At 64.9% G+C, this 25434-nt stretch carries 26 protein-coding genes and 1 other RNA gene; 20 read left to right on the top strand and 7 right to left on the bottom strand.

The window, feature by feature from the left end; all coding sequences use genetic code 11:
* Window positions 1–20: 20 nt before the first annotated feature.
* Complete coding sequence (locus QNO06_RS12110) at window positions 21–3029, bottom strand: GH25 family lysozyme (RefSeq protein ID WP_284162461.1); 3009 nt, start codon at window positions 3027–3029, stop codon at window positions 21–23.
* Between the two features lie 231 nt (window positions 3030–3260).
* Here QNO06_RS12110 and QNO06_RS12105 point away from each other — a divergent pair, with 231 nt between their 5' ends.
* Window positions 3261–4241, top strand: coding sequence for a D-alanyl-D-alanine carboxypeptidase family protein (locus QNO06_RS12105; protein WP_227913751.1), 981 nt, complete (start codon window positions 3261–3263; stop codon window positions 4239–4241).
* Between the two features lie 3 nt (window positions 4242–4244).
* Here the strand turns inward: QNO06_RS12105 and QNO06_RS12100 are convergent, their stop codons facing one another.
* Entirely contained in the window at window positions 4245–5129 is an 885-nt protein-coding gene (locus QNO06_RS12100) for a glycosyltransferase family 2 protein (protein ID WP_227913752.1), read from the bottom strand.
* A 181-nt stretch (window positions 5130–5310) separates the two neighbouring features.
* On the opposite strand from QNO06_RS12100, the gene QNO06_RS12095 reads away from it, so the two are divergent.
* The 8 genes from QNO06_RS12095 to QNO06_RS12060 all read left to right on the top strand — a co-directional run bounded on the left by QNO06_RS12095 (window position 5311) and on the right by QNO06_RS12060 (window position 11302).
* A complete protein-coding gene (locus QNO06_RS12095; RefSeq protein WP_227913753.1) occupies window positions 5311–6540 on the top strand; it encodes a hypothetical protein in 1230 nt (409 codons plus the stop codon).
* A 146-nt stretch (window positions 6541–6686) separates the two neighbouring features.
* The gene (locus QNO06_RS12090) at window positions 6687–7916 is read left to right on the top strand and encodes a TadA family conjugal transfer-associated ATPase (protein WP_227913754.1); all 1230 of its coding nucleotides are present in this window, start codon (window positions 6687–6689) and stop codon (window positions 7914–7916) included.
* Complete coding sequence (locus tag QNO06_RS12085; RefSeq protein ID WP_227913755.1) at window positions 7913–8764, top strand: type II secretion system F family protein; 852 nt, start codon at window positions 7913–7915, stop codon at window positions 8762–8764. Before QNO06_RS12090 ends, QNO06_RS12085 begins: the two co-directional genes overlap by 4 nt.
* The gene (locus QNO06_RS12080) at window positions 8764–9696 is read left to right on the top strand and encodes a type II secretion system F family protein (RefSeq protein ID WP_227913757.1); all 933 of its coding nucleotides are present in this window, start codon (window positions 8764–8766) and stop codon (window positions 9694–9696) included. The genes QNO06_RS12085 and QNO06_RS12080 overlap by 1 nt, the downstream gene beginning before the upstream one ends.
* A 53-nt stretch (window positions 9697–9749) precedes the next feature.
* The gene (locus QNO06_RS12075) at window positions 9750–10019 is read left to right on the top strand and encodes a hypothetical protein (protein WP_227913758.1); all 270 of its coding nucleotides are present in this window, start codon (window positions 9750–9752) and stop codon (window positions 10017–10019) included.
* Between the two features lie 53 nt (window positions 10020–10072).
* Entirely contained in the window at window positions 10073–10417 is a 345-nt protein-coding gene (locus QNO06_RS12070; protein ID WP_331461479.1) for a TadE family protein, read from the top strand.
* A complete protein-coding gene (locus QNO06_RS12065) occupies window positions 10401–10850 on the top strand; it encodes a hypothetical protein (protein ID WP_227913759.1) in 450 nt (149 codons plus the stop codon). Before QNO06_RS12070 ends, QNO06_RS12065 begins: the two co-directional genes overlap by 17 nt.
* Entirely contained in the window at window positions 10847–11302 is a 456-nt protein-coding gene (locus QNO06_RS12060) for a hypothetical protein (RefSeq protein WP_227913760.1), read from the top strand. Before QNO06_RS12065 ends, QNO06_RS12060 begins: the two co-directional genes overlap by 4 nt.
* 3 nt (window positions 11303–11305) lie before the next feature.
* Here the strand turns inward: QNO06_RS12060 and QNO06_RS12055 are convergent, their stop codons facing one another.
* Window positions 11306–11821 carry a GtrA family protein gene (locus tag QNO06_RS12055; protein WP_227913761.1) on the bottom strand — a complete coding sequence of 172 codons (516 nt, stop codon included), beginning with the start codon at window positions 11819–11821 and terminating at the stop codon, window positions 11306–11308.
* A gap of 203 nt (window positions 11822–12024) precedes the next feature.
* Here QNO06_RS12055 and QNO06_RS12050 point away from each other — a divergent pair, with 203 nt between their 5' ends.
* Entirely contained in the window at window positions 12025–13575 is a 1551-nt protein-coding gene (locus tag QNO06_RS12050) for a DUF2142 domain-containing protein (RefSeq protein ID WP_227913762.1), read from the top strand.
* A 30-nt stretch (window positions 13576–13605) separates the two neighbouring features.
* Here QNO06_RS12050 and QNO06_RS12045 read toward each other — a convergent pair whose 3' ends face one another.
* Window positions 13606–13911: a hypothetical protein gene (locus QNO06_RS12045; protein WP_227913764.1), complete on the bottom strand. Its 306-nt coding sequence runs from the start codon at window positions 13909–13911 to the stop codon at window positions 13606–13608.
* A 159-nt stretch (window positions 13912–14070) separates the two neighbouring features.
* Between QNO06_RS12045 and prfB the strand changes: the two genes are divergently transcribed.
* From prfB to QNO06_RS12005, 8 genes are all read left to right on the top strand, one after another.
* Window positions 14071–15189: a peptide chain release factor 2 gene (prfB, locus tag QNO06_RS12040; protein ID WP_227913766.1), complete on the top strand. Its 1119-nt coding sequence runs from the start codon at window positions 14071–14073 to the stop codon at window positions 15187–15189.
* A 155-nt stretch (window positions 15190–15344) separates the two neighbouring features.
* Window positions 15345–16094, top strand: coding sequence for a cell division ATP-binding protein FtsE (gene ftsE / locus QNO06_RS12035; RefSeq protein WP_227913768.1), 750 nt, complete (start codon window positions 15345–15347; stop codon window positions 16092–16094).
* The gene (gene ftsX / locus QNO06_RS12030) at window positions 16091–16993 is read left to right on the top strand and encodes a permease-like cell division protein FtsX (RefSeq protein WP_227913771.1); all 903 of its coding nucleotides are present in this window, start codon (window positions 16091–16093) and stop codon (window positions 16991–16993) included. The genes ftsE and ftsX overlap by 4 nt, the downstream gene beginning before the upstream one ends.
* A 73-nt stretch (window positions 16994–17066) precedes the next feature.
* Window positions 17067–18467: a M23 family metallopeptidase gene (locus QNO06_RS12025; RefSeq protein ID WP_227913772.1), complete on the top strand. Its 1401-nt coding sequence runs from the start codon at window positions 17067–17069 to the stop codon at window positions 18465–18467.
* A gap of 44 nt (window positions 18468–18511) precedes the next feature.
* Window positions 18512–18985: an SsrA-binding protein SmpB gene (gene smpB / locus QNO06_RS12020; RefSeq protein ID WP_227913773.1), complete on the top strand. Its 474-nt coding sequence runs from the start codon at window positions 18512–18514 to the stop codon at window positions 18983–18985.
* Entirely contained in the window at window positions 18982–19341 is a 360-nt protein-coding gene (locus tag QNO06_RS12015; RefSeq protein ID WP_227913774.1) for a hypothetical protein, read from the top strand. Before smpB ends, QNO06_RS12015 begins: the two co-directional genes overlap by 4 nt.
* A gap of 65 nt (window positions 19342–19406) precedes the next feature.
* Window positions 19407–19778: a transfer-messenger RNA gene (gene ssrA / locus QNO06_RS12010) on the top strand.
* Window positions 19779–20046: 268 nt separating this feature from the next.
* Entirely contained in the window at window positions 20047–20679 is a 633-nt protein-coding gene (locus QNO06_RS12005) for a uracil-DNA glycosylase family protein (protein ID WP_227913776.1), read from the top strand.
* On the opposite strand, the gene QNO06_RS12000 is transcribed toward QNO06_RS12005, so the two are convergent.
* On the bottom strand, window positions 20676–21062 hold the full coding sequence (locus QNO06_RS12000) for a hypothetical protein (RefSeq protein WP_227913785.1): 387 nt from the start codon (window positions 21060–21062) through the stop codon (window positions 20676–20678). The genes QNO06_RS12005 and QNO06_RS12000 overlap by 4 nt on opposite strands.
* Window positions 21063–21152: 90 nt before the next feature.
* Window positions 21153–22355: an ABC transporter permease gene (locus tag QNO06_RS11995; RefSeq protein ID WP_227913786.1), complete on the bottom strand. Its 1203-nt coding sequence runs from the start codon at window positions 22353–22355 to the stop codon at window positions 21153–21155.
* A 142-nt stretch (window positions 22356–22497) separates the two neighbouring features.
* On the opposite strand from QNO06_RS11995, the gene QNO06_RS11990 reads away from it, so the two are divergent.
* A complete protein-coding gene (locus tag QNO06_RS11990; protein WP_227913787.1) occupies window positions 22498–22947 on the top strand; it encodes a MarR family winged helix-turn-helix transcriptional regulator in 450 nt (149 codons plus the stop codon).
* 72 nt (window positions 22948–23019) lie between these two features.
* Here QNO06_RS11990 and QNO06_RS11985 read toward each other — a convergent pair whose 3' ends face one another.
* Window positions 23020–23520 (bottom strand): DUF1269 domain-containing protein, encoded by a 501-nt coding sequence (locus QNO06_RS11985; protein WP_227913788.1) that lies wholly within the window; start codon window positions 23518–23520, stop codon window positions 23020–23022.
* A 199-nt stretch (window positions 23521–23719) separates the two neighbouring features.
* Between QNO06_RS11985 and QNO06_RS11980 the strand changes: the two genes are divergently transcribed.
* A complete protein-coding gene (locus QNO06_RS11980) occupies window positions 23720–25432 on the top strand; it encodes an alpha,alpha-phosphotrehalase (protein ID WP_227913789.1) in 1713 nt (570 codons plus the stop codon).
* Window positions 25433–25434 lie beyond the last annotated feature (2 nt).

Raw genomic sequence — 25434 nt, 5'->3', positions numbered from 1 at the left:
ACGGCGGAGGGGGGACTCACTCATTTCTTGATGGTGCCCTTCTCGAAGTCCTGTACGCAGATTCTGTCTGATGCGCAGACCTGGTCGGAGACCGGGTAGCCGTAGACGCCACCCTGGCCGCCCGCTGCCCACCATGCAGAGCGGATGGCGCCGGTGACCGCGCGGGTGCCGTTGGCCGGGGTGATGTAGTAGGTGCCGTTTTGGAAGTCCTGGAGGCAGCCGCCGTCCTTGAGTCCGCAGACCTGGTCGGAGATGGGGTAGCCCTGGGGGCCGCCCTGGCCGCCTGCTGCCCACCATGCAGAGCGGATGGTGCCGCTGACGGCGCGGGTGCCGTTGGCCGGGGTGATGTAGTAGGTGCCGTTTTGGAAGTCCTGGAGGCACCCGCCGTCCTTGAGTCCGCAGACCTGGTCGGAGATGGGGTAGCCCTGGGGGCCGCCCTGGCCGCCCGCTGCCCACCATGCAGAGCGGATGGTGCCGCTGACGGCGCGGGTGCCGTTGGCCGGGGTGATGTAGTAGGTGCCGTTTTGGAAGTCCTGGAGGCAGCCGCCGTCCTTGAGGCCGCAGACCTGGTCGGAGACGGGGTAGCCCTGGGGGCCGCCCTGGCCACCTGCTGCCCACCACGATTTCCTGATGGTGCCGGTGACGGCGCGGGTGCCGTTGGCCGGGGTGATGTAGTAGGTGCCGTTTTGGAAGTCCTGGAGGCAGCCGCCGTCCTTGAGGCCGCAGACCTGGTCGGAGACGGGGTAGCCCTGGGGGCCGCCCTGGCCGCCTGCTGCCCACCACGATTTCCTGATGGTGCCGGTGACGGCGCGGGTGCCGTTGGCCGGGGTGATGTAGTAGGTGCCGTTTTGGAAGTCCTGGAGGCAGCCGCCGTCCTTGAGGCCGCAGACCTGGTCGGAGACGGGGTAGCCCTGGGGGCCGCCCTGGCCGCCTGCTGCCCACCACGATTTCCTGATGGTGCCGGTGACGGCGCGGGTGCCGTTGGCCGGGGTGATGTAGTAGGTGCCGTTTTGGAAGTCCTGGAGGCAGCCGCCGTCCTTGAGGCCGCAGACCTGGTCGGAGATGGGGTAGCCCTGGGGGCCGCCCTGGCCGCCTGCTGCCCACCACGATTTCCTGATGGTGCCGGTGACGGCGCGGGTGCCGTTGGCCGGGGTGATGTAGTAGGTGCCGTTTTGGAAGTCCTGGAGGCAGCCGCCGTCCTTGAGGCCGCAGACCTGGTCGGAGATGGGGTAGCCGTAGGAGCTGTTCTGGCCGCCCGCCGCCCACCACGCGGCACGGATGGCTCCGGTGACCGGGCGGGCGGCGGTTACGGCACTGGCGTAGAAGGTGCCGTTTTGGAAGTCCTGGAGGCAGCCGCCGTCCTTCAGGCCGCAGACGAGGTCGGAGATGGGGTAGCCCTGGGGGCCGCCCTGGCCGCCTGCTGCCCACCAGACGGACCGGATGCTTCCACTGACGCCGTGGGTGCCGTTAGAAGGCGTGGCGTAGAACGTGCCGTGCTGGAAGTCCTGGAGGCACCCGCCGTCCTTGAGCCCGCAGACCTGCTCGGAGATGGGGTAGCCATAGGCACCGCCCTGGCCGCCGGTGGCCCACCAAGCTGACCTGATTGAGCCACTGACGGCGTGGGTGCCCGTGGACGGCGTGGAGTAGATGCTGCCGGATTGGAAGTCCTGGAGGCAACCGCCGGCCTGCAGCCCGCACACCAGCCTGGACAGGGGAATCCCGACGCCGCTGGCCCTGCGGACGTTCTCGTAGGAGGACGGGACCTCGTAACGGGTGGCAGCTTCGAGGCTGGCCTCATTGCCGTTCCACACGTTGGAATCGCCGACGTAGGGGCCGGCGCTGCTGTACTGCCAAATAGCGTAGGTGGACCAGCCGTTGGGCAGGGTGCCCGCGCCTACCGTGTTGTAGTTGGCGATGTGCAGCCGGTGATTGGCGAACTGGGCCGAGTTGCCGGTACAGGTGCGCCACCAGTCGGTGGTCGTGTAGATCAGCGGAAAGGTGCCGGTCCGGGCATAAACGGCGTCAGAGAAGGACGCAATCCAGGAAACCATTTGTCCGGCGGAAAGGTTGTAGCAGGTGTTGCCCATGGATGCGTAAGGGTTGTACTCGATATCCAGCAGCGGCGGCAGCGTTCCGGTGTTGGAAGCCCAATTGCCGCCGTGATCCAGGAAATAGTTGGCCTGTGCTGCACCACTTTCCTGAAGGTTGGGAAGGGCGAAGTGATAAGCACCGCGGTACATTCCAACGTTTGCAGACCCGTTGTATTGCTGCCCGAAATACGGGTTCGTGTAAGACGTTCCTTCGGTTGCCTTGACGTACGCGAAACGTGCGCCCTGGTTCCACGCTGCGGCCCAGTCAACGTTTTCCTGATGGCTGCTTACATCGAGGCCTTGGAGTCCCTGCGGCCGCCAATCAGCGGCGGGGGAAACCCCAGCCGTATCAGAGGCGGTGAAAGCCGCCTCGATCCGGAGCGTGCCGGGGGCTTTTGCCGAGCGGGAGGCGGCGGGATCCACAGCTGCGGCAGGCCCGGCAATCGGGTTGGGCGTTACGGCTTCCGGAGCCGGCAGGGCCCCCGCATCGGCGGCTTCGCGCAACGCCGTCTCCTCGGGCGTGGGCACCTGGGGGTCTCCGGTGGTCAGCAGGCGTTCCAGGCCCTGCCCCATGCGGGCACCAAGCGGCCCAACCTCATCCAATAGATCCGTGTCCTCCGCGGGAGCCCCATCGGCTGGGGCCGTGGGTGCGGAGGACGGTGAGGGAGTGCTCCCGGGGGTCTGTGCGGCATCGGCCGGGGCCTGGGCAGGTCCGTCGGCCGCGGACTCCGGCGGAGCTGACGGAACTGTTTCACCTTCGCGCACAGCCGGGTCCGCCGGCTCCGTTGTCTGGGCGGCGGGGGTATTGCCGGGAACGGCTTCCACAGCCTGCTCACCGGCCTGGTTTTGCGCCCAGCCGGCAGCCGGCTGTACTACGCTGAAACTAAGTGCGAGGGCCAGGGCCGCGCCGGCCATCCGGAAAACGTAACGGTTCTTCAAGAGTTTCTCCAGACAGTGCGCGGAACCAAATGCCAGCGAATTCGCTGTAAGACGAGCTAAAGCGTACCTGACGGTTTCGCAGGATCCGGGGCAGGCACGCCACGCTGGAAGTAACAGTTCGCCCGGCCACCAAGCCGGTAAAGGGTAGCGGGGAAAGTTGCCGGTGACACCTAACGAATAGGGTTCCTGCTGCCGATAATGCACTGAGGAACTGCGTTTAAAAGGAGGAACATGCGTCTGACACGAAGCTCGCTGGCGGTGGCCAATGCCGTGGTCCTCCTTGCTGCCTTCGCCGGTGTTTCCGGTGCGACCGCGGGCCAGGAGACGGCCATCGATTCCGCGCATGCTTCCTTTGGCGGTTCCTCCGGCGGCCTCGGTGCCCCCACCGGGCGGGAAACCTGCGGCCAGCGCGACAACGGCTGCATACGGACCTACCAGCACGGTGCCATTGTTTGGACCCCGGCAACCGGCGCCATGCCGGTTTGGGGCGCCATCCGTGCGGCCTGGGAAGCAGACGCTGCCGAGGAGGGGCCGCTGGGTTATCCCGTTGAGGCTCCGGTCTGCGGCGACGGCAGCTGCCGCCAGCACTTCCAACGTGGGCTGATCACCTGGTCCCCTTCCACCGGGGCAGCAGTGCAGCGCGATATTGACGACCCCGCCTCCGTGGGCGCGGTGGTCAACAAGCAGCGGCCGTTTGGGCCCGCGGACTATGCTCCGGCAGATCTGGTTCCGGCGGGCGGCAGCACACTGCGGGCAGAGGCGGCTGACGCTTTCAGCCGGATGCAGGCTGACGCGGCAGCAGCAGGTGCGGACCTGGCGCTGGTCAGCGCCTACCGCTCCTACTCCGCCCAGTCGGCTGTTTACGACTCTTATGTGGCCCGCTACGGCGTGGAGGCAGCGGACCGGATCTCTGCCCGTCCCGGCCACAGCGAGCACCAAAGCGGTTTGGCTGCCGACGTCGGCGCAGCCGACGGTTCCTGCCAGCTGCAGGCGTGTTTTGCACAAACCCCTGCCGGCCAGTGGGTCGAAGCGAATGCACACCGCTTCGGGTTTATTGTCCGCTACCCGGAGGGCGCCGAACCCGTGACCGGCTACGCGTACGAGCCGTGGCACCTTCGCTATGTCGGCGACTCCATGGCTGCCGGCCTGCGGGCCTCAGGAGCAGGGACCCTGGAAACCTATCTTGGATTGGCGCCCGCCCCGGGCTATTAGCAGTCAGGTCAGGACGTGCCGTCCCAGCACAACGGTGCCCTGAACTGTTGGCCTGCGCACGCTCCTTAACAGCACCAGCAGCGCGTGCAGCCGCGAGGTCCAGTGGAGGTCCGCTGCCAGTGCCGCCTTCTTCCAGCCCAGCTCCCGGAACCTGGCCGCCTCCTCACGGAAGAATCTCCGTTCCTCCGCAAACCTCCGTCCGTCTACGGCCCGTACGGACGAGTCTGAGCTGCTGTGCCGCCGGTACTGGAAGACGGGGTCGCTGATCAGGAGCATGGAACCGCCGGCGGCCGCGATGTCCAGCAGGAGCGCGAGGTCCTGGACGACGTCGTACCCCGGCCGGAAGCCGAACCGCTGCATCTCTTCGGTCCGCCAGGCCAGGGACGGAAAGTAATGCCAGCCGGCATGCAGCAGGCTGGCGGCCATGTCCTCGCCGCCGATGGTCAACTCGGGCCGCGGCCGGGGTGAGGCAAGCCGCTTGACCATGTCGGTGATGGTCCGGCTCCGGGCACCGTATTCGTCAATGACCACCACTCCCGGCTGGACCACGGACGTATCCGGGTGGGCGGTAAGCGCGGTTGCCACGGCACTCAGATAGGACGGCAGCATCAGGTCGTCAGCGCCCATCATCACCACAATGGGTGCTTCTGCGAGAGCCAGCGCCTTGCGGTAGTTCCCGCTGGCACCAAGGTTCGCAGGGTTCTGGATGTAAGTCACCCGCGGATCGGCGAGTGCCGCGAACCAGCGGGCGGGCTCGTCGTCGGGATACGCATCGTCAAGGACCACCAGCCGCCAGTCAGGGTAGTCCTGGTCGAGTACGCTCTGCGCTGCCGCCTTCAGGAAGCCCACGTCGCCGTAGTAGGGCAGGAGCACATCGATTGTTTCCATTGCCGCTTTCCTTCCGTCGGGACAACGGGGACGAGGAAATACAGAGCGTGCAGCGCAGCCCCGGCTGTGGCGTTGAAACCCGTCCGGCGCGTAGTGTGGGCGGGATTTACTTCCTCCCGGCCCGCACATGGAGCAGGTTGATGCTATGGGACGGACCGGCAGCTAACAATAGGAGAACCGAGTGCCCGGCATCGATTCGCGACAGGCCACCGGCGTGGGTGCGGTGTCGGTGTTCGCGGCGTTGTCCGGGTTCCTCATCCTGGTGGTGGCAGCGCGGAACCTCACTGCCTCGGCCAATGCAGATTTCCTCGCTTTCTGGGGAGCACTCTTTGCCGTGTACGGGATCCTGAACGGGATCGCGGCCGAGTCCACTCGGGCGGTGGGCCGCAGCCTGCTCGCTCCGGCGGGTACGCCGAGGGGCGGGTCCATCACGGCAAGTGCGCTGATCACAGGCACGGTGCTGGCCGTAGCCGTGGCGGCGGTGACCGTGCCGTTCAGCATCGGCGGCTCGGGCCAGCAGTGGACCATTGTGGGCATCCTCCTGGCCACAAGCCTCGTGTTCGCCGTTCATGCTGCCTTGTCGGGCGCGCTGCAGGCGATGGACCAGTGGCATCCCTATTCCAAGCTGGTGCTGCTGGAAGCCGGGCTGCGCCTGGCTGCTGTCACAGGGGCTGCCGGCCTGGGGCTGGGCCTGCAGGGCCTGGAAGCTGCCTGCCTGGCTGCGCTGCTGGCGTGGCCTGCGCTGGTCCTGTTCTCGCCTGCCGCCCGCGCCGGGCTGCGCGCCCACGGTGATGTCCGGCTGGGACTACTGCTGCGCGGTACGGCCCAGGCGTGTGTATCCGCTGCCGCCTCGGCCGCCCTGGTGGTGTCCTATCCGCTGCTGGTGAAGGTCACGACGCCGCCGGAGGACTTCGCCACTGCAGCCCCGGTGCTGTTGGCCATTTCCCTGACGCGGGCACCCATCATGCTGCCCTTGGTGGCTTTCCAGGGGCTGGCAATCAATGCGGTGCTGCGGGCCGAAGACGGCAAAGGCTGGAAAGCACTGTCCCGGCCAATCCTGGCAGTGCTTGCCCTGGGCGGGGCCGGCGCCGTGCTGGCCTGGTGGGCGGGACCGTGGCTGATGACCTTCTTCGGCGACGACTACCGCATCCAGGGATGGGTCCTGGCGGCGCTGACCGTGGCAACGGCGGGAATTGCCGTGCTGACCCTGTCGGGTATGGCGCTGCTGGCCACCGGACGCCACCGGGCCTACACGGCCGGCTGGCTGACCGCATCCGTCCTTGCCTTCCTGATCCTGCTCCTGCCGTTTTCCACCGAGGTGCGCTGCGTACTGAGCCTGCTGATCGGCCCGCTGGCCGGCGTCGCGATCCATTTCCGCGCACTGACCAAGGTGCGGAAGCCGGTCCTCTGAGCGTCACGGCGGAGCTTATCCACAGGCTCCGTCCGTACCCTCGCGCCTGTGTCCGCGCAGCCTTAGTGTGTCGCCCGTGGCCCCGGTGAGGGGCCGGGCACAGTAAACCGGGCCGCCGGCCCGGTCAGTGGGGGCGGGGGATGCTGATGGACGCCATGCGGATCGTCGAGGACGAGGTGCGCGAGCTCATCCGCGTGCGCGGCCTGGACCCGCAGGAACAGGTCAATGAAGTACGGCGTTTGGTGGACGCGGCCGTGTCCGACTACGACGAACGTTCCCTGCTGGGATCGCTGCCCCCGCTGGGCCGGCTGGACAGCGTCCGGCAGCAGGTGTTTGATTCGGTGGCTGGCTTCGGCGTGCTGCAGCCGCTGCTCGATGACCCGGGCGTGGAAGAAATCTGGATCAACTCGCCCGCGGAAATCTACCTGGCCCGGGACGGCCGGTCCGAACTGACCTCACTGTCGCTGACACCCGAGCAGGTGCGGCTGCTGGTGGAGCGCATGCTGAAGTCCTCCGGGCGCCGCCTGGACCTTTCCTCGCCTTTCGTGGACGCCGCCCTGCCGGACGGCTCCCGCCTGCACGTGGCCATTCCGGATGTCACCAGGCGCCACTGGGCAGTGAACATCCGCAAATTCGTGGCCCGGGCGCGGCGTCTGGAGCATCTGGTGGAGCTTGGCACATTGTCCGCGCCGGCGGCCCGCTTCCTCGGCGCCGCCGTCGGCGCCGGACTGAACATCCTCGTCTCCGGGGCCACGCAGGCCGGCAAAACCACCATGCTCAACTGTCTCGGTGCCTCCATCGGGCCAAGGGAACGGATAGTGACGGTGGAGGAGATCTTCGAGCTGCAGCTGCCGCTGCGCGACGTAGTGGGCCTGCAGTGCCGGCAGGCAAACCTGGAAGGCGAGGGCGAGATTCCGCTGCGCCGGCTGGTGAAAGAGGCACTGCGCATGCGTCCGGACCGCCTGATTGTGGGGGAAGTCCGGGAAGCGGAGAGCCTGGACATGCTGATTGCGCTGAATGCAGGCCTGCCCGGCATGTGCACCATCCACGCCAACAGTGCCCGGGACGCCGTTACCAAGCTATGCACGCTTCCCCTTCTGGCAGGCAGCAATATCTCCAGCGCCTTCGTGGTTCCCACGGTTGCCTCCTGCATTGACTTGGTGGTCCACTGCGCACGGACACCGTCGGGACGTCGGGAAGTCACGGAAGTGGTTGCGCTGGGCCGCCGGGTGGAAAACGGGGTCATCGAAACGTCGTCGGTATTCTCCCGCACCGGCGGCGGGCAACTGGCCGCGACCGCGTCGTCCATGCCGGCTGCGGAGAAGTTCGCCCAAGCAGGGATCGATGTGGCCGCATTACTGGAGGCCCGGGCATGAGCGCTGCTGCCGGGCTTTGCCTCGGGCTGGGGCTGCTGCTTTTGTGGCAGTCCTGCTGGAACCGTGGACCGGCTCCAGCGCGGCGCCGAACCGCGCGCGTTGAGGAACTCCTGCGCCAGGCAGGTATTGAACGGGTCAGTGCGGCAGGGCTGCTGGCCACCTGCGCGGGCACGGGAGCGCTGGTGCTGGCCGGGTTCTTCATCGTTACCCTGTCCCTGCCGATTGCCGCCTGTTTCGGTCTCTTTGGGGCCGGGCTGCCTTACACACTGGTACGGATGCAGGCCCGGCGCAGGCGGGCTTCGCTGGCCGAGCTGTGGCCCGACGTCGTTGACCACCTCCGCTCGGCGATCCGGGCCGGGTTGCCGCTTCCGGAGGCACTCATCCAGTTGGCGGACAACGGGCCCGGCGAATTGCGCGGCTACTTCCGTGCCTTCGCGGCCGATTACCGCTCCGCAGGGGATTTCGAGGATGCGCTGAACCGGCTGAAGGACGCCCTGGCTGATCCGGTGGCAGACCGTATTGTCGAGGCCCTGCGGATCACCCGTCAGGTGGGCGGCACGGATCTGGGACGGTTGCTTGGTACCCTGGCCGGTTTCCTGCGGGAGAACGCCCGCACGCGGAGCGAGCTGCTGGCGCGGCAGTCGTGGACGGTCAACGCGGCCCGTCTGGCAGTGGCGGCGCCGTGGGCCGTGCTGCTGCTGCTGGCCGCCCGGCCGGAAACAGCGGCCGCCTACAACACCGGTGCCGGGGCTGCGGTGTTGGCGGCGGGTATGGCGGTCTCGATCCTTTGCTACCGGCTGATGCTGCGGATCGGCGCCCTGCCTGAAGATGTAAGGGTGCTGCGGTGATGCCCGCCGGCCCCTTGGTCGTACTTGCCGGTGTCCTCCTGGGGTTCGGACTCCTGCTGCTGGCCGCCAGGCTGCCGGCGGCGCGGGGCACCTCTTTTGCCGAGCGGGTGGAACCGCACCTGCGCTCAGTCACGCCGGCCTCCCGCTTGCTGTCGCAGGGGGACATCACCCCTTTCGGCACCCTGGAACGTATTCTGCGGCCGGTGCTGCGGGACACGGTCCGGCGCCTGAACAGGCTTTCCCCGGCCAACGGCCCCCTGGCCGTGCGCCTGGAACAGGCCGGCGGCCAAAAGTCGGTCCTGGACTTCCGGGCGGAACAGGTTCTGTGGGCCGGGGCAGGGTTGCTGGCCGGAGGGACGGCCGGTGTGCTGCTGGCGGGGAGCGGGCGTATCGGAGCGTTTTCCGTGGTGGCGGGCACGGCAGCGTGTGCCGCTGCCGGTTTCCTGCTGCGTGATTACGTGCTGACTCAGCGGATCAAGCTCCGCAATGCCCGGATCCTGGCGGAGTTTCCGAGCCTGGCCGAAATGATGGCGCTCGCAGTGGGCGCGGGGGAGAGTGCGGTTGGTGCACTTGAACGGGTCTCTGCTGCGGCCCGGGGCGAACTGGCCGGGGAGTTCCGCAAAGTCCTCGCCCAAACCAGGTCTGGGATCCCCCTCACCGAAGCGCTGCAGGACTTTTCGAACCGGATCCGGCTGGCGCCGCTGAGCCGGTTCGCGGACGGCGTGAGCGTGGCGGTGGACCGGGGCACCCCGCTAGCCGACGTTATGCGTGCCCAGGCCCAGGATGTGCGGGACGCAGCCAAGCGCGAACTGATGGAAACGGCCGGCAAAAAAGAGATCGGCATGATGGCGCCGGTGATTTTCGGCATTCTTCCCCTGACCGTCCTGTTTGCCGTGTTCCCCGGGCTCGCGCTGCTGCGCCTGGGGCTATAGGCAGCTGGTGAGGGAAGTACAAGAGGCAGACGGATTCGAGCAAAGGACTCAACATGGCACAACGCCAGAGCAGGCACCGGGACAGCACGCGCGAACCGGTGGAAGCGTGGAAGACGGTAGTAGCCGTTGCGGCGGGATGGTGGTACCGGTTGGTGCAGCAGTTCAAGGCGGCCGCTGCTCCCGCCGACCGGGAGCGCGGAGACGTACCGGGCTGGGTGATGATCACATTGATGTCCGCCATCCTGGTCGCCGGACTCCTCGTGGTAGTCCAGCCTGCCCTGGAACGGCTCTTCGACTCCGCCATGGAACAGGTGCAGCCATAGCCCGGCAGGCAGCCCGGGAAGCGACGTCCGGAGCGCGGGAGCAGGGTTCTGCCGTGGTGGACTTCGTGATGGTGGGGGCGCTGGTAAGCCTCATGTTCATGGCGGTCATCCAGCTGGCACTGGTACTGCACGTGCGCAACACCCTTATCGACGCAGCTGCCAGCGGGGCGCGCTACGGCGCCCTCGCGGACCGTTCCCCGGCCGATGGGGCAGAACGGACATCCGGGCTGATTGAAGGTGCCCTGGGCGGGGAGTATGCCGCGGACGTGAGAAGCAGCGAGACGGTGGTGGACGGTGTTCGGATGCTGGAAATCACGGTGGGGGCACCCCTGCCGGTGATCGGGTTGATCGGTCCGCAGGACGGGATAGAGGTCTCCGGCCATGCGCCTTCACGCTGACCGCGGGCCGGCGCCTGCGCCAACGCCGGCGGACACCGAAGCCGGCAGCGCCGTCGTTGAATTCATCTTCCTCGGCCTGCTCCTGATGGTTCCGGTGGTCTATTTGGTGATGGCCGCGGGGCAGGTCCAAGCCGCTTCCTTTGCCGCCGTCGGCGCGGCGGACGCCGCCGCGAAGGTGTATGCCTCAGCGCCCGGGACCTCAGCGGCAGAGCAGCGTGCCGGGGATGCTGCCGAACTGGCACTGGGCGACTTCGGCCTGCCGGCGGAAGCGATGCGGATTCAGATCAGCTGCCCGGCCCAGTGCCTGCAGCCCGGCTCGACAGTCACCGTCCGTGTGCAGGTGGATGTTCCGATGCCCGGGCTGCCCTGGCCCGGCGCCTCGGCAGTGACCGTGGACTCCGAATCCACCCAGGTCGTGGAGCGCTTCGGATGAAGCATGCCGCCCGCCGGGGGAGCGGAGACGAGCTGGGACAGGTAGGAGTACTGATCATCGGGTATGCCCTGCTCACCCTGCTGACCGTCACAGTGGTGATGGCAGCGTCCTCCGTGTATATCGGACAGAAGAAGCTGCTCTCCGCCGCCGACGGAGCAGCTGTAGCGGCAGCGGACACCTTCTCACTGGGGGAACCTTCGGCCGGAGCAGGGCCTGCAACGGTGCTGGATCCCGATGCCGTACGCGCCGCGGCCCGCAGCTACCTGACCGACACACGGGCGCACGAACGGCTCCCCGGCCTGGCCGTAGAGGAGGAAACCGGCACTGCGGACGGCCGGACCGCACACGTGGTTCTGACCGCACGGGTGCATCCGCCGGTCGTGAATTTCCTGGTGCCGGAAGGAATTACCGTCACAGCGGTCAGTGAGGCGCGGGCCCGCCTGCTGCAGTAGCTGTCAGGCCCGCCGTCCAGCGTCGTCGTGGTGGCCGTAGCCGCCCTCATAGGGGGCGGCTTCAACGGAAAGGATGTCAGCGACCAGGGGCCTCCGGTCAGGGGAGGCGGCGGGGAAAATCCAATACTTGTAAATAAAGTAGTTCCAGACCATGGTGGCGACGGTCGAAACCACCTTTCCGGTCGAATAGCCTAGGCCGGCCCCGGCGAACCAATTCACAATAATGTCCGTCGCCGCAACGTTGAGCGCAACTAAGAGCAAGTACTTCAGAAGGCTCATAAGCGGCTTGTGCGTGGAGCGGAAGGTGAAACTCCGCTGCATTAGGAAGTTGAAAACCAGGCTGACGATAAATGCGATGGGCGTTGCGACCCACAGATCAAGGTTGCCCACCTCGTGCAACAGAACCAGCAGGCCGAGATCGATAATGAAGGAAAATCCGCCCACGGCAAGAAACTTGACTGTTCGATGACGCAGGATCCTAAGGGACAGATGCTGCTCATTTCTTGGTGCCTGCGGCATCGTATCCTTCAAATAGCCTGAACGTTGTATTCTCCTGCGGCCGCCCGGGAACAGCGGCAGCCTTCCAAACATAGCCGCAACATCAACAGTTGTGGAACCGCGGTTCCATGCGCCCTGCCGCTACACTTGACAAAGCATAGCCCCGGCTGAGGCCGGCCGAGCAATTTTTACTCCCGACCCTACATCCAGGAACACACCTAAGAATGCACCAGAAGAGACCCCACGCAAGCCGTCCCAAACTGTCCTTTCCGGTTGTATTCGCGATTCTTGGACTTTTGACGACCATATGGTCCCTTGCTTCCCCTTTGCTGTCAGTGCCGGACGAAGACGCGCACGTGGTGCGGGCGGCCTCTGTGGCCCGGGGTCAGCTCATCGGCATCTTCAACGGGCAGCAATCCGAAAAGACCGTGGTTAACGTTCCGCGGTACTTGGCGCATCTCGATGACGGAAAATGTTATGAGTTCAAGGCATGGGTAACTGCAGACTGCGCGCCACCCCTCGATGCAACTGACAACGGGCTGGAAGCGGCAGGCACCAGTGCGGGTAACTACAACCCGATCTACTACCTTGTAGCCGGCCTGCCGACCTTGTTTCTTAGCGGTGCTCCGGCCGTCTACGGCATGCGGATACTCAGCGGGCTGCTATGCGCTGCCCTGCTCGCCTCCACAATGTGTGCCGCCGGGCAGCTACGAAAACCCAAATGGCCTTTCGCGGCCGCTTTGGTGGCGTTGACCCCCATGGTCTTGTTCCTGAGTGGTTCAGTGAACCCGAACGCCCTTGAGATTGCGGCCGCGGCGGCGGTTTTCATGAATCTCTGTGTCGTTCTCGAAAACCATCCGGGACTAACTGCGGTTCGGCTGAACATTCTCATGGTGGCCGTTTCCGGTGCTCTCCTTGCCAATACGAGACCGGTCTCTCTTATGTGGCTCCTTTTGGCAGTTGCAGCCGCCGTATTCAGCTATGGGTACCGTCCGCTGGGGAGGGTGCTGGCGGATAGGTTCAGCCAAGCAATGATCGCGGTCCTGGGGGCCGGATGTTTGCTGAGCCTGCTGTGGCTTCTGAAAGCGCAAAGCTTTAAGAGTCTGGTGGGAGAACCGCTGGATATTGATCCCAGTACAGCAGCGGCAATTATGCTGGATCGCACCTTTGATTACGCTACCGGTTACATCGGTTTTATGGGCTGGCTGGACACCCGTCTGCCATCCGGCATCTACATTTTCTGGTACTTCACAATGGCGGTCGTTCTCCTGGCCGGTATCACATCACGTCCCGTGCGCGGCCGGTGGGGTATCTATTTGCTCATCATCGCGGCTGTTGCAGTTCCGCCCCTAATGCAGGCGAAGGTTGTGCAGGAACTCGGGTGGATATGGCAGGGACGCTATCTGCTGGCACTCATAGTGGTGCTGCTGCTGGCCTGCGGTGTGGCCCTCAGGTTCAAGCCCTTCCCGAAATCATTGTGGGCGCGGAGCGCAGCGAAGTGGCTGCTGGCCACAGCGGTCGCGGTCCACACGTATGCCTTCGTTTATGTTCTTCGACGGTACACGGTAGGTCTAGACGAGATGGTCCGCTGGAAGGAAATGCTTGATCCGGCGTGGCAGCCTCCGGGCACCTGGCAAGGGTTGACCCTGGCCTATCTCATGGTGATGGCGGCGGGTGCGGTCCTGGCGTACAGGTATCTTTTTTTGACGGCAAAGCAGCCGGTGCTGACAGCGCAACCTGCATCTCCGGGAAGGCACGCCGCCGTCAGCCAGTGACCTGCTCGCCGGGAGCGTCCCTTTCCGGAGCTAGGACGCGCGGCGTTCGCTCTCTGCCGCAGCTTTGTCCCGGGCCGGCCCGTGGCCCCAGCCCCCGTGGTCGATGTCCAGGATCTGGCCGTCCTCGCCGTAACAGATGGTCACGCGCTCACCGAACTGGTCGCAGTCCTCGTCAGGGCACCGGTCTGTCATGGAACCGGCGAACTCGTTGGCAAAGTGCTGTTCCCACTCATCCACCTTGCCCATGGCCCAGGGGTCGCCCTCCTCCGCCAGGTCGTTGAGCTCATCGAGGGTGTACATGCGTCCGCGCTGCGGGTGTCCCTGCTGATCGGCCAAAACAGGCTCCTTCCGGAAGGCAAATTGTCCGTTCCTTTAATCTAGCGCGGGCTGCCGGGACAGCCTTGCGGGCGGCCCGGCGCGTCACGGATCGGCTGCGGCGGAAGTACGACGGCGGATCAGCAGCGGCACAGGGACATGGCGTAGTCTGTTAGCACCATGGCAGAAATAGATTTTCCCGCAGAAATCCGCGCCCTCCGCTCCACCTTCGCCTCCATTGAAGAGGTCTCGGACGTGGCAAAGATCAAAGAGGACATCGAAGAGCTCAGCGAGATGGCCGGCGTTCCGGACCTCTGGGATGACCCTGCCGAAGGGCAGAAAATCACCTCCAAGCTCTCGCACCGCCAGTCCGAACTGGAACGGCTCCGGACTATCCAGTCCCGCATCGATGACCTTGAGGTCCTCGTGGAACTGGCACAGGATGAGTCCGACGCAGACTCCAAGGCCGAGGCCGCGGCGGAGCTCGAATCCCTGCGCAAATCCCTGTCCCAGCTGGAAGTTGTCACCCTGCTCTCCGGCGAATACGACGCCCGCGAGGCCGTGGTGACCATCCGCTCAGGAGCCGGGGGAGTGGACGCCGCCGACTTCGCCGAAATGCTGTTGCGCATGTACCTGCGCTGGGCCGAACGCCACGGTTACCCCACACAGGTGCTGGACACTTCCTATGCCGAAGAAGCAGGACTGAAATCTGCCACCTTCGAGGTGAAGGCCCCCTACGCCTTCGGCACCCTGGTGGTGGAGGCCGGTACGCACCGGCTGGTCCGCATCAGCCCGTTCGATAACCAGGGCCGCCGGCAGACTTCCTTTGCCGCCGTCGAAGTTATTCCGCTCATCGAGGCGACAGACCACATCGACATCCCGGACAACGAGATCCGCGTGGATGTTTTCCGTTCCTCCGGCCCCGGCGGCCAGTCCGTGAACACCACCGACTCCGCGGTGCGCCTGACCCACCTTCCCACCGGCACCGTGGTGTCCATGCAGAACGAAAAGTCGCAGCTGCAGAACCGTGCCGCCGCCATGCGCGTGCTCCAGTCCCGCCTGCTGCTGCTGAAGAAGGAGCAGGAGGACGCCGAGAAGAAGGCGTTCGCCGGTGACGTGAAGGCCTCCTGGGGAGACCAGATGCGTTCCTACGTGCTCAACCCTTACCAGATGGTCAAGGACCTGCGGACCGAACACGAGGTGGGCAACACCTCCGCAGTGTTCGACGGCGAGATCGACGACTTCATTGACGCCGGCATCCGCTGGCGCGCCACCGGCAGCATCCCGGCCACGAAGTAGGACCGGCCGGCGCAGGCTCGGAACTGCACGCCTGGTCGACACGCGGTGCCCGGTTATGGCTGATCGCCTTCGAAGCTGGCTATAGTCGAGGGGCCGGTGCCCATATCCCGAACCAAGGCCCGTGTCTCCGGCTGCTCCATGGGCACTAAGTAGTCATGATTACCTTCGACAATGTCACCAAGCTCTATGACCGGAATTCCCGGCCGGCGCTCAACTCGGTCAGCCTTGACGTGGACCGCGGCGAGTTCGTCTTTTTGGTCGGTGCGTCCGGATCGGGCAAGTCCACCTTCATCCGGCTGATCATGAAGGAAGAGCACGCCACTCGGGGAACGGTGTACGTGGCAGGCGCCAACGTCGCCAAGATCCCCAGCTGGCGCGTACCGCGGCTGCGACGGGGGATCGGCGTCGTTTTCCAGGACTTCCGCCTGCTGCCCAATAAAACCGTTTTCGCCAACGTGGCGTTCGCCATGCAGGTGATCGGACGCAGCCGCGCCGTCATCCGCGACTCCGTCCCGGAAGTGCTCAAGACCGTGGGTCTGGAGGGCAAGGAAGACCGCATGCCGCATGAACTTTCCGGCGGCGAGCAGCAGCGCGTTGCCATTGCCCGGGCCATCGTCAACAAGCCCGGCATCCTGCTGGCGGATGAGCCCACCGGAAACCTGGACCCCGCAACGTCCCTGGGCATCATGAAGGTGCTGGACCGGGTGAACCAGAACGGCACCACCGTAGTGATGGCCACCCACGACGACGACATTGTTAATGCCATGCGCAAGCGCGTGGTGGAACTGCGCAACGGCAACATCATCCGTGACGAGCACGAGGGCATCTACCTGGGTGAACCTGCGGCGGAAACGCGCACCGCGCCCGATGTTCCGGCGCGGCGCGAGAGCGGGGTTGCCGAATGAGGCTCGCATTTGTCCTGGGGGAAATCGGTTCCGGGCTTCGCCGCAACCTGTCCATGGTCATCTCGGTTGTCCTGGTGACCTTTGTATCGCTGACCTTCGTGGGTGCGGCCGGGCTGCTGCAGCTGCAGATCGGGCAGATGAAGGGCTACTGGTACGACCGCGTGCAGGTGGCTGTCTACCTGTGCACCGACAATGATGTCTCTGCCTCCTGCGCCTCCGGTGCCGTCACGGACGAACAGCGTGACGCGATTGAAGCGGATCTGCGGGCCGACAAGTACGTCGAATCCGTGGAGTACGAAGACCAGGAAACGGCGCTGTCGCATTTCCGTGAGCAGTTCGCCAATTCGCCGATCGTGGACAGCATAACGGCCGACATGCTGCCCGAATCCTTCCGGGTGTCCCTGGTGGATCCCGAAAAGTACGAGGTCATCAACGAGGCTTTCTCCTCGAAACCGGGGGTTGAGTCCATCAGTGACCAGCGCGAGCTCTTCGAGAAGATGTTCACCTACCTGAACCTCGCCTCCGTGGCTGCCCTGGCCGTGGCCGCAGTCATGCTGATCTGCGCCATCCTGCTGATAGCCACCACCATCCGGCTATCGGCTTTCAGCCGCCGGCGGGAAACCGGCATCATGCGCCTGGTCGGCGCGTCCAAGGCCGTCATCCAGCTGCCCTTCGTGCTCGAAGGCATGATTGCCGCCGTCATCGGGGCAATCCTGGCCTCCGTGGCACTGTGGAGCACCGCCCACTTCTTCATCGGCGCACTGGCGCGGCAGTACCCCACCACCGCTTTCATCTCCTCGGAGCAGGTGCTGTACCTGACACCCGTCCTACTTGTTCTCGGTGCGCTGTTGGCGGGGGTATCCTCGCTGTTGACGCTCCGCCGGTATCTGAAGGTCTAGAGTCATGAAGCAAGTAAGCGCCGGCACCGAAGGTGCAGGATCGGAAGCCGCAGGAACATGGAGAGTCTCGTCAATGGATAATGCTGTCCCAAAACGTCCCGGGCGTGCTCCCGCAGCACGCGCGGCTGCGGCCGCTGCCGTTCTCCTCACCCTGACCTTTTCGGTGGCCTTCACCGGGCCTGCTGCCAACGCTGATGACTTGGAAAACCGGCTGGCAGGCGTCGAGGCCGAAAAGCAGAAGGTCCAGCAGACCTACGAGTACCTTGGCGAAGACATTGCCGAAACCGTGGCCAAGCTGAACATCTACCAGGGCCAGCTGCCTGCCGCCCAGCAGTCCCTGGCCGACGCCGAGGGACGCGTGGACAGCGCTGCCGGCAAGGTCAGTGCACTGAACGACCGCGTGGCCCTTGCCCAGGAGACACACAAAACCATTACCGCCCAGATCGAGAAGGACCGCGAAGACATCGCGGCCACCGAAAAGGCCATTGGGCAGATCGCTTCCCAGGCCTACAAGAACGGTGGAGTTCCCTCCACCCTTTCCCTGATGTTCGGCGCCAAGGGTGCCGACAGCCTGTCGGACTCCCTGGGCATGGCGGAGCAGGCGCTCAAGGGACAGAACGCCGCAGTGGAGAAGCTCTCCCAGCAGAATGCGAACAACGTCAATTCAGAGGCCCGGCTTGCAGCCGTGGCCGAAGAAATCAGCAAGCTGAAGGCACAGGCAGAGGAAGCGCTGAAGGCCGAGCAGTCGGCCCGGGACGCTGCAGCAGTCGAAAAGGAAAAGGTCGACGGCCTCATCGCACAAACCGCGGCCATGAACCAGGAACTGGAGGCCCAGAAGCCGAAGCTCCAAGCGCAGATGGCCAACCTGGAGCAGGAAAGCGCGCAGATCAACGCCGATATTGCCGAGCGGCAGCGGGTCCTGCTGGAGGAATACCGGCAGCGCGAACAGGCACGGATTGATGCCGCCAACCGCGCGGCCGCTGCCGGGGGAGGCGGCGGCGCCCCGCAGCAGATGCCGGCACCAAGCGCCCCCTCGGCATCCTTCGGGCTGCGGTATCCGGTGATGAATGCACCCATTTCTTCCGGCTTCGGATGGCGGGCGACCCCTGCCGGAACCATCGACTTCTACGGCAAGGGCGGCTACCTGCATGCGGGCACCGACTTTGCCGGCGGGTGCGGAGCCCCTATCTATGCTGCCGCGGCCGGAGAGGTCTGGCGGGCCGTTCCGTCAACTAATCAGTCGGAAATGATCGGCGCGGGTAACTACGTGGTGCTCAATCACGGAGTGGTGGGCGGCAACGTCCTGGCCACGAATTACTACCACATGACCCAGTACGTTGTTGCCCAGGGCCAGTGGGTCAACGCCGGCCAGCTGATCGGTTACATCGGCCAGACCGGAAACGCCCAGGGCTGCCACCTGCACTTCGAGACCATCCTGAACGGTAACCCGGTTGACCCGATGTCACTCCTGTAGGCCTACAATGGAACTTTCGTTTCAACCTACTAAGGAGTTGCCCCGTGCCTAAGGAAAGTGGCCGGAAGGTAGTGGCCACCAATCGCAAGGCCAGGCATGACTACGAAATCCTCGATACCTACGAGGCCGGAATGGTATTGATGGGCACCGAGGTCAAGTCGCTGCGCGAGGGCAGGGCCTCGCTGGTGGACGGATTTGCCACCTTCTACAACGGCGAACTGTGGCTCGAAGCTGCCTACATTCCGGAGTACCTCAACGGCAGCTGGACGAACCATTCAGCGCGCCGCCGCCGTAAGCTTCTGCTGCACCGGGAGCAGCTGGAAAAGATCATGCGCAAGACCAGCGAGTCGGGTTTCACCATTGTGCCGCTGCAGCTCTATTTCCTGGACGGACGGGCAAAAGTCGAAATAGCCGTCGCCCGCGGTAAGCGCGAGTACGACAAGCGCCAAACCCTGCGGGAAAAGCAGGACAACCGCGAGGCCCTGCGTGCCATGCGGGACAAGAACCGCGGCGCATGAGCGGCACGTTCTGGGAAGCACAGGAAGAAACCGCTGAGGAAGCATCGGCCCGCAAGCCGGTTTGGACCTGGGCGGTTGCCGTCATTGACCTTTTGATCGTGCTGGCCGTAGTGCCGGTGGTCATCCTGGTAGTGGTGCCGTTCTTCGCGGTCTATTACCTCTATCTGGCGCACCTTCTGGTATGGGCGGCGCCGGCGCTGGTCCTGGCCAACGTGGCGCTGTTCCTCTGGGCCTTCCGCCGCAAGGCTGCAGGCATGACGGCGCTGAGCATCCTGTCCGTGTTTTTCGTGGCGCTCTCCTGGGTCCTGCTGATCGTCTGGCGGGCGCCCGTGGTGGTCTTCGGCATCACCTTCTGAGCACCGCCGGCGCCGCATGCGCTACAATAGGTGTTCCGGCTTCGGCCGGATTGGCAACTCAATAAGGGGATGACCGGTTTCGACGATGTTTTGTTGAGACAGGGGAAGCGGGCCGAGGATACAGGGTTATCTCGTTAACGATCTCTGTAAACCAATAAGTGCCGAATCAAAGCGCACTGACTTCGCTCTTGCTGCCTAAGCAGTAAGGCATAGTCCGTCAGCCCGGGGATGCTCTCGCCCCGGTGCCTGGCGTCATTTAGAGGGCCACTGCTGAACACCTTCGCCGTTGGGGTGTTCGGGACTTTTAGACGGCTGGGTCCGGATCAGCCACTTGTCTGCGTGATGGCTGGGACCGAGAAAATCCGCTGCAGACTGCGCCCGGAGAAGCCCTGACAAAGCGACATCGGACGGGGGTTCGATTCCCCCCATCTCCACTGAAGGTCCCAATGGGCAGAAACGCTGCACTGGGAGTTGCCTCAGAGCGGGAAGCGTCTCCGGACGCTTCCCGCTCTGTGTTTAAGGGTTTACGCGCTGCCTTGGGGAGTCATTTCTCACACCCGAGGGGTTTAGCCTGCCGACGGGCTTTTTCCCGCCGGGCAAGCGGGGCTGCATTGGTAAACTTGCACTAACGCACTACCCGCGCCGGCAGGACCCGGGGCGGGCGATATAACCGGTCGGAAGACCTTGTAGGAGACGCACCACCTTATGCAAAGCCCGGCAGTTGAATCCCAGCATGATGACCTTTGGAACCGACGGTACGACCCCAATGTTGCGGACGTGAACCAGCTTTGCGACTCGCTGGCCGAGATGAAGCCCGGCAGCCAGGTCCCGTACATCGACCCCATGCACGATATCGGCGAGTGCCGCATCGTCAGCCTCTTCTCCAACATCGGCGAAGCCCATGAGTCCGGTTTCATTACGGCCGGCGATAACGAGGCCATGGCCAGGCTGCTGGGCGTCCACTGGCAGGCCGGGCTACGTCCCGAGTTCGTGATGCCGTGGAATACCTACCCCTGGCACGTGCCCGGTGAGCCTAACGGCAAGCTGACCAAGGAACAGGTGCAGGAAGGGTTGCGGCCGCTTCTGCGCTTCCTGGCCCTGGTACCGCGGGCATCGGTGATCGTAGCGCACGGTACCGAAGCCCAGCGGCTGGCGGCAACGTTCCTCAAAACCGAAAACCGCATGATCTACCGCCGCAGCATCAAGGTTTACAAGGCCCGTTCACTTTCCGGACGCTCGTTCGGCGCCACGGCTGAGCGGCAGCAGGAGGCCCTGGATGACATGCGGGCAGCGTACACCGATGCGATGGCCAGAACGGGCCTGAGCGCTTCCCGCTAGGCCCCTTCACCCCGGGGCTGCTCCACGGGCGAGTCGACGACGCCGATGAACCGGGAGCCCACGCCCTCGTATTCGCTGCGTACGGCGCCCGGGGCCAGTTCCGGCAGTTCCCGGACGCTGTGGTCGAAGCAGGCCAGGAACGTAAATTCCGGCCACCATTTCTTGGGCCGTGCCGTTTCCGTGTACCCGCAGACCGTGCACGTCAGCGTTACCCAGACCGGCCGTTTTCCGGTGCGGTTGGCGCGGGACTGCACCAGCCATCCCGGCGGGTTGGCCTGCAGCTGCGCCAGTTCGGAGTCGCTGAGACGTGCCGGAATGCCGTGGCGCGTCGCCATTTCCAGTGGAATATCGAGGATCTGTGCGGCCTGGCGTCGTGTAGTCATCGGTTAAACGATACGCGGAAAAAACGTGCGGGGCCGTCCCGGGGATGCTGTCAGTCCCCGGAAACGGCCCCGCTTCGCTGTAATGAGGTGCTACGCGGCCAGGCCCTCTTCGTCCTCCCGTGCGCGGGCAAGCTCATCGGCAAGCCGCGTGCGGCGGACGCTCCACAGGTGGGTCAGCGCCAGCAGGCCGGCGCCGGCGGCGAGCCAGATGGCCAGTTTCAGCAGGTCGGTGCCAAAGGCCTGCCCGGGGAAGTACACGAGGCCCTGCGCCGCATGCAGCCAGGCCGCCCCGTTCCAGAATGACCCGAGGGCAGCGAAGAACGGGGGGACCGTCTCAAAGGTGAAGATGCCCCCGGAACTGGTGAAGTTGAGCATCACGAACAACAGGGTCAGCGTGGGGGTGGTCCACTTCCGCAGCATCGGGTACATTGCGACGCCGAGAAGGGTGATCGTGGCCACGTAAAGCCAGGTCAACAGCCAGATCCCCCAGTGGCTGTGCTCGATGACGCCGTAAACGGGTCCGGCAATGATGACGCCCATCGCGGCGATCACTGCGGAGGACGCCAGGGCAACCGCAGCCCGCCACAGGACGCTGATGCGGCCTGCGACGGCGGAGATCGCCACGGCGCTGGAGTAGCCGCCCACGCTCATGGCCACGAGCAGGAAGAACAGTCCCTGCGAGGTGGGATCGTGTTCGTTGGTGGGTACGACATCCACCACCTGAAGCGGTTTTTCCGACTCGTAGGCAAGGGGAAGGAAGATCTTCTTGGCTACTTCTGCCGTGGTGGCGGAACCGGCCGTGGAGACGTACAGAGTGGCGTAGTCCGATCCGGTTTCGTAGGCCACGGAGATATCGCGGTCGGTAATCAGGCGCCGCGCTTCCCCGGCATCGGGAACCGTGCGTACGTCCAGCTTGTCGGGTGCCGAGTCGTTCAACCGCTGGGCGAAGACCTCTGCCTGCGCGCCGGTTCCCACCACGGCGACGGCGAGATGGCGGGGCTCCGGTTCGTGGAAGGCGCCGAGGTAGGCCAACCCCATTCCCGCCGCAAGGAAGAACGGGATCAGGATGTGGGCTCCCAGTGAGCGCCAGAAACCGGCGTCGGGGACCGACCCGCGGCGTCCATACTGGGCCCGGCGCTCCGTATGGCGGGCCGCGGGTGGTGCGACGTGTGCATCGGGTGCGGGTGATGCAGCGGCGCCGGGGACTGTTGCCGGCACCGTTTCTGCCAGCACGAGTTCGGTGGAGCGGGGGGAGCCGTCGGATAGATCGGGGCCGGAATGGGGGTCGGACATGGAACCTCTCGAAGCAGAAGAAGCGCAGCGGAGCACCGCCGCAGTGTTGCGTTATGCAACTTTGGTGAACACACCATTGTTGCATAATGCAACCGCCAGCTCCCGCCGGGAGGATTAGGTGCCGGGAGGGTAGGTTGGATACGTGGTGAAAAAGCAGGAAACCCAAGATGATGCAGTCGACAGCGTCTACGACGAGATCGAAGCGATCTACCGCCGGGCGCTGGCCCGCTCGCGGCGGATCAATGCGCCCCTAACCCAGGTGGAACATTCGCTGCTGTCCTTCATTGGTGCCCACCCCGGCTGCCGGGCCACTGACATCGCGTCCGCGTTTTCCCTGAACCGTTCCACGGTCTCCCGGCAGCTCCACGCGCTGGCGGACCTGTCGCTCGTCACTGCCGGGGAGGAAGAACAGGGGCAGGGGCGCCGCGGCCGGATGCTGTACGTGACTGATGAAGGGCTCCGGCGCCTGGAGACGTCCCTCTCCGTCCAGCGCAGCGCAGTGAAGTCCCGGCTCCGGGGCTGGAGCCAGGCGGAACTGCAGGATTTCCTGGCGGCCCTCAAGAGGTTTAACGAGGAACCCGGAAACTCATGACAGGGGAACGGGACGGCAGCCGTGGCTGCCGTCCCGTTCCGGCCGCGCGGTAGGCGCGCGCTGCCTTGCCCGCTATGCGGGGGTTGCCTCGGAGAATGCCGCCCGGAGGTTTTCTTCCTCGTCCTTCGAGAGATTCGTGTAGATCAGCTTCATGCCCTCATAGCCCTTGAAGGCGTCCGCTACGCGGTCTTCAACGGCGTCGGAGGAAAGAACGAACAGCGCCGACGTTCCGGGAGTAACTTCCTGGCGGATCCGGGCAATAAAGTCATCACTGATGCCCACGTCCACCATGGACGCGGACAGTGCGCCCACGGCCGCGCCCACCGCGGCGCCGATCAGCGGCACAAAGAAAATCAGGCCGAACAGCAGTCCCCAGAACCCTCCACCCAGGGCGCCGGCTCCGACCAAGTTGTGTTCCTGGATGGTCTTCGGCTTCTTTTTGTCCCGGGGCCACGTGACGATTGCTTCATCCTGCACGTTGATCAGCCCCTGGGACTGCAGGCTTGCAAGGGTGTCCGTGGCGCGTTCCGCGGCCCCGGAATCGGAGAATTTCCAAACGGTAAGTGTTGCCATGGCAGTTACTCCAAACGTTTGAGTTGTGAGGAAGCGCCCGCGCGGGACCCCTCTGCAGCGCCAACGTTAGTGTCGTGCCGGTGCCCGTTCAAGCGAAAAGGCCGTCCCCCGCCCAGCCGGCCCCGTAACGTCCGGCAGCCCTGTGCTGGCCGGATACCGGGAAGTAAAATGCTGGGACACTGTGAAAGGACGGACGTCCATGGAGAATCCCAACCGTCCTGCCTGGTGGGCAAACGCCGTCGTCTACCAGATCTATCCACGCAGCTTTGCCGACTCCACCGGGGACGGGGTCGGTGATATCGGCGGCATCATCGAGCACCTTGACCACCTCGTAGACCTTGGCATCGATGTGGTCTGGCTGTCACCGGTCCACCAGTCCCCGCAGTACGACAACGGGTACGACATCAGCGACTACCGCCGGATCGACGAGCTCTTCGGCACCAATGAACAGTTTGAGGAACTGCTCGGCGGGCTGCACGACCGGGGGATAAAACTGGTCATGGATCTCGTGGTCAACCACACCTCCAGCGAGTATCCCGGATTCGTGGACTCCCGGTCTTCCCGCAGCTCCCGGAAACGGGACCGGTACTGGTGGCGGGATGCGCGGCCGGGCTTCGAGCCCGGGGAGCCCGGCGCAGAACCGAACAACTGGCGGTCCCTCTTCGGCGGGTCCGCCTGGACCTACGACCAGCTCACCCGCCAGTACTACCTGCACTTGTTCGCGCCCCAGCAGCCGGACCTGAACTGGGAACATTCCCGGGTACGGGAGAAGGTCTACGAAATGATGAACTGGTGGCTGGACAAAGGGGTGGACGGCTTCCGCATGGACGTCATCAACTTCATTTCCAAGGACCCCGCGCTGCCGGACGGGGTAGTGACGGAACCCTCCGGGGTGTGGGGCGACGGCAGCCCCTACTACGTCAACGGGCCGCGCATCCACGAGTACCTGCAGGAGATGCACCGGCGGGTCTTTAGCGAGCGTGACGGGGAGTACCTGACCGTGGGGGAGACCCCCGGGGCCACGGTGGACCAGGCCCGGCTGTACACGGACCGCCGCCGGCACGAACTGGACATGGTTTTCCAGTTCGAACACGTGAGCCTGGACCAGGGCCCGGGCGGGAAGTTCGACTACCGCCCCCTGTCCCTGGCGGACCTGAAAACCAGTTGGAACCGGTGGCAGCGAGGCCTGGCGGAAACGGGGTGGAACAGCCTCTACCTGAGCAACCACGACCAGCCGCGCGTCGTCTCCCGCTTCGGCGACGAAGCCCGGTACCGGTATGAATCGGCCACCATGTGGGCCACCCTGCTGCATTTGCAGCGGGGTACGCCCTACGTCTTCCAGGGCGAAGAGATCGGCATGACCAGTGCCGGGTTCACCTCGATCGATCAGTACCGGGACGTGGAATCGCTGAACTACTATGCCGAGGCGCTGGAGCAGGGCATGGACCGGCAGGCGGCGCTGGAAGCCCTGCGGCGGATGAGCCGGGACAACGCTCGGACCCCCATGCAGTGGACCGGCGGACCGAATGCGGGGTTCGGCGCAACCACGCCGTGGATTCCGCTGGGCGCCAGCTATCCCGCGGTCAGCGTGGAAGCGGACCGGGCGGCGGAGAAGTCGGTTTTCCGGTATTACCAGCGGCTGATTCAGCTCCGGCATGAATCGGCACTGGTGTCGCTGGGTGATTTCCGCATGCTGGACCCCGAACACCCGACACTGTTCGCGTATAAGCGCACGCGGGGGGACCAGGCCCTGCTGGTCCTGGGAAATGTATCCGGCGATGAGCTCGGCATACCGTCCAACGCCGAAACCGGAACACTGGTGCTGGGTAATTACGGCGACGTCGGTGATCACCACCTGCTGCGCCCATGGGAGGCGCGGGTGCTGGATATTTCAACGTACCCGGGCGGCTGAGG

The organism is Arthrobacter sp. zg-Y20, assembly GCF_030142075.1.
GTDB lineage: Bacteria > Actinomycetota > Actinomycetes > Actinomycetales > Micrococcaceae > Arthrobacter_B.
Note: the sequence above shows the minus strand (reverse complement) of the source record. Positions and strands in the feature narration are given on the sequence as shown.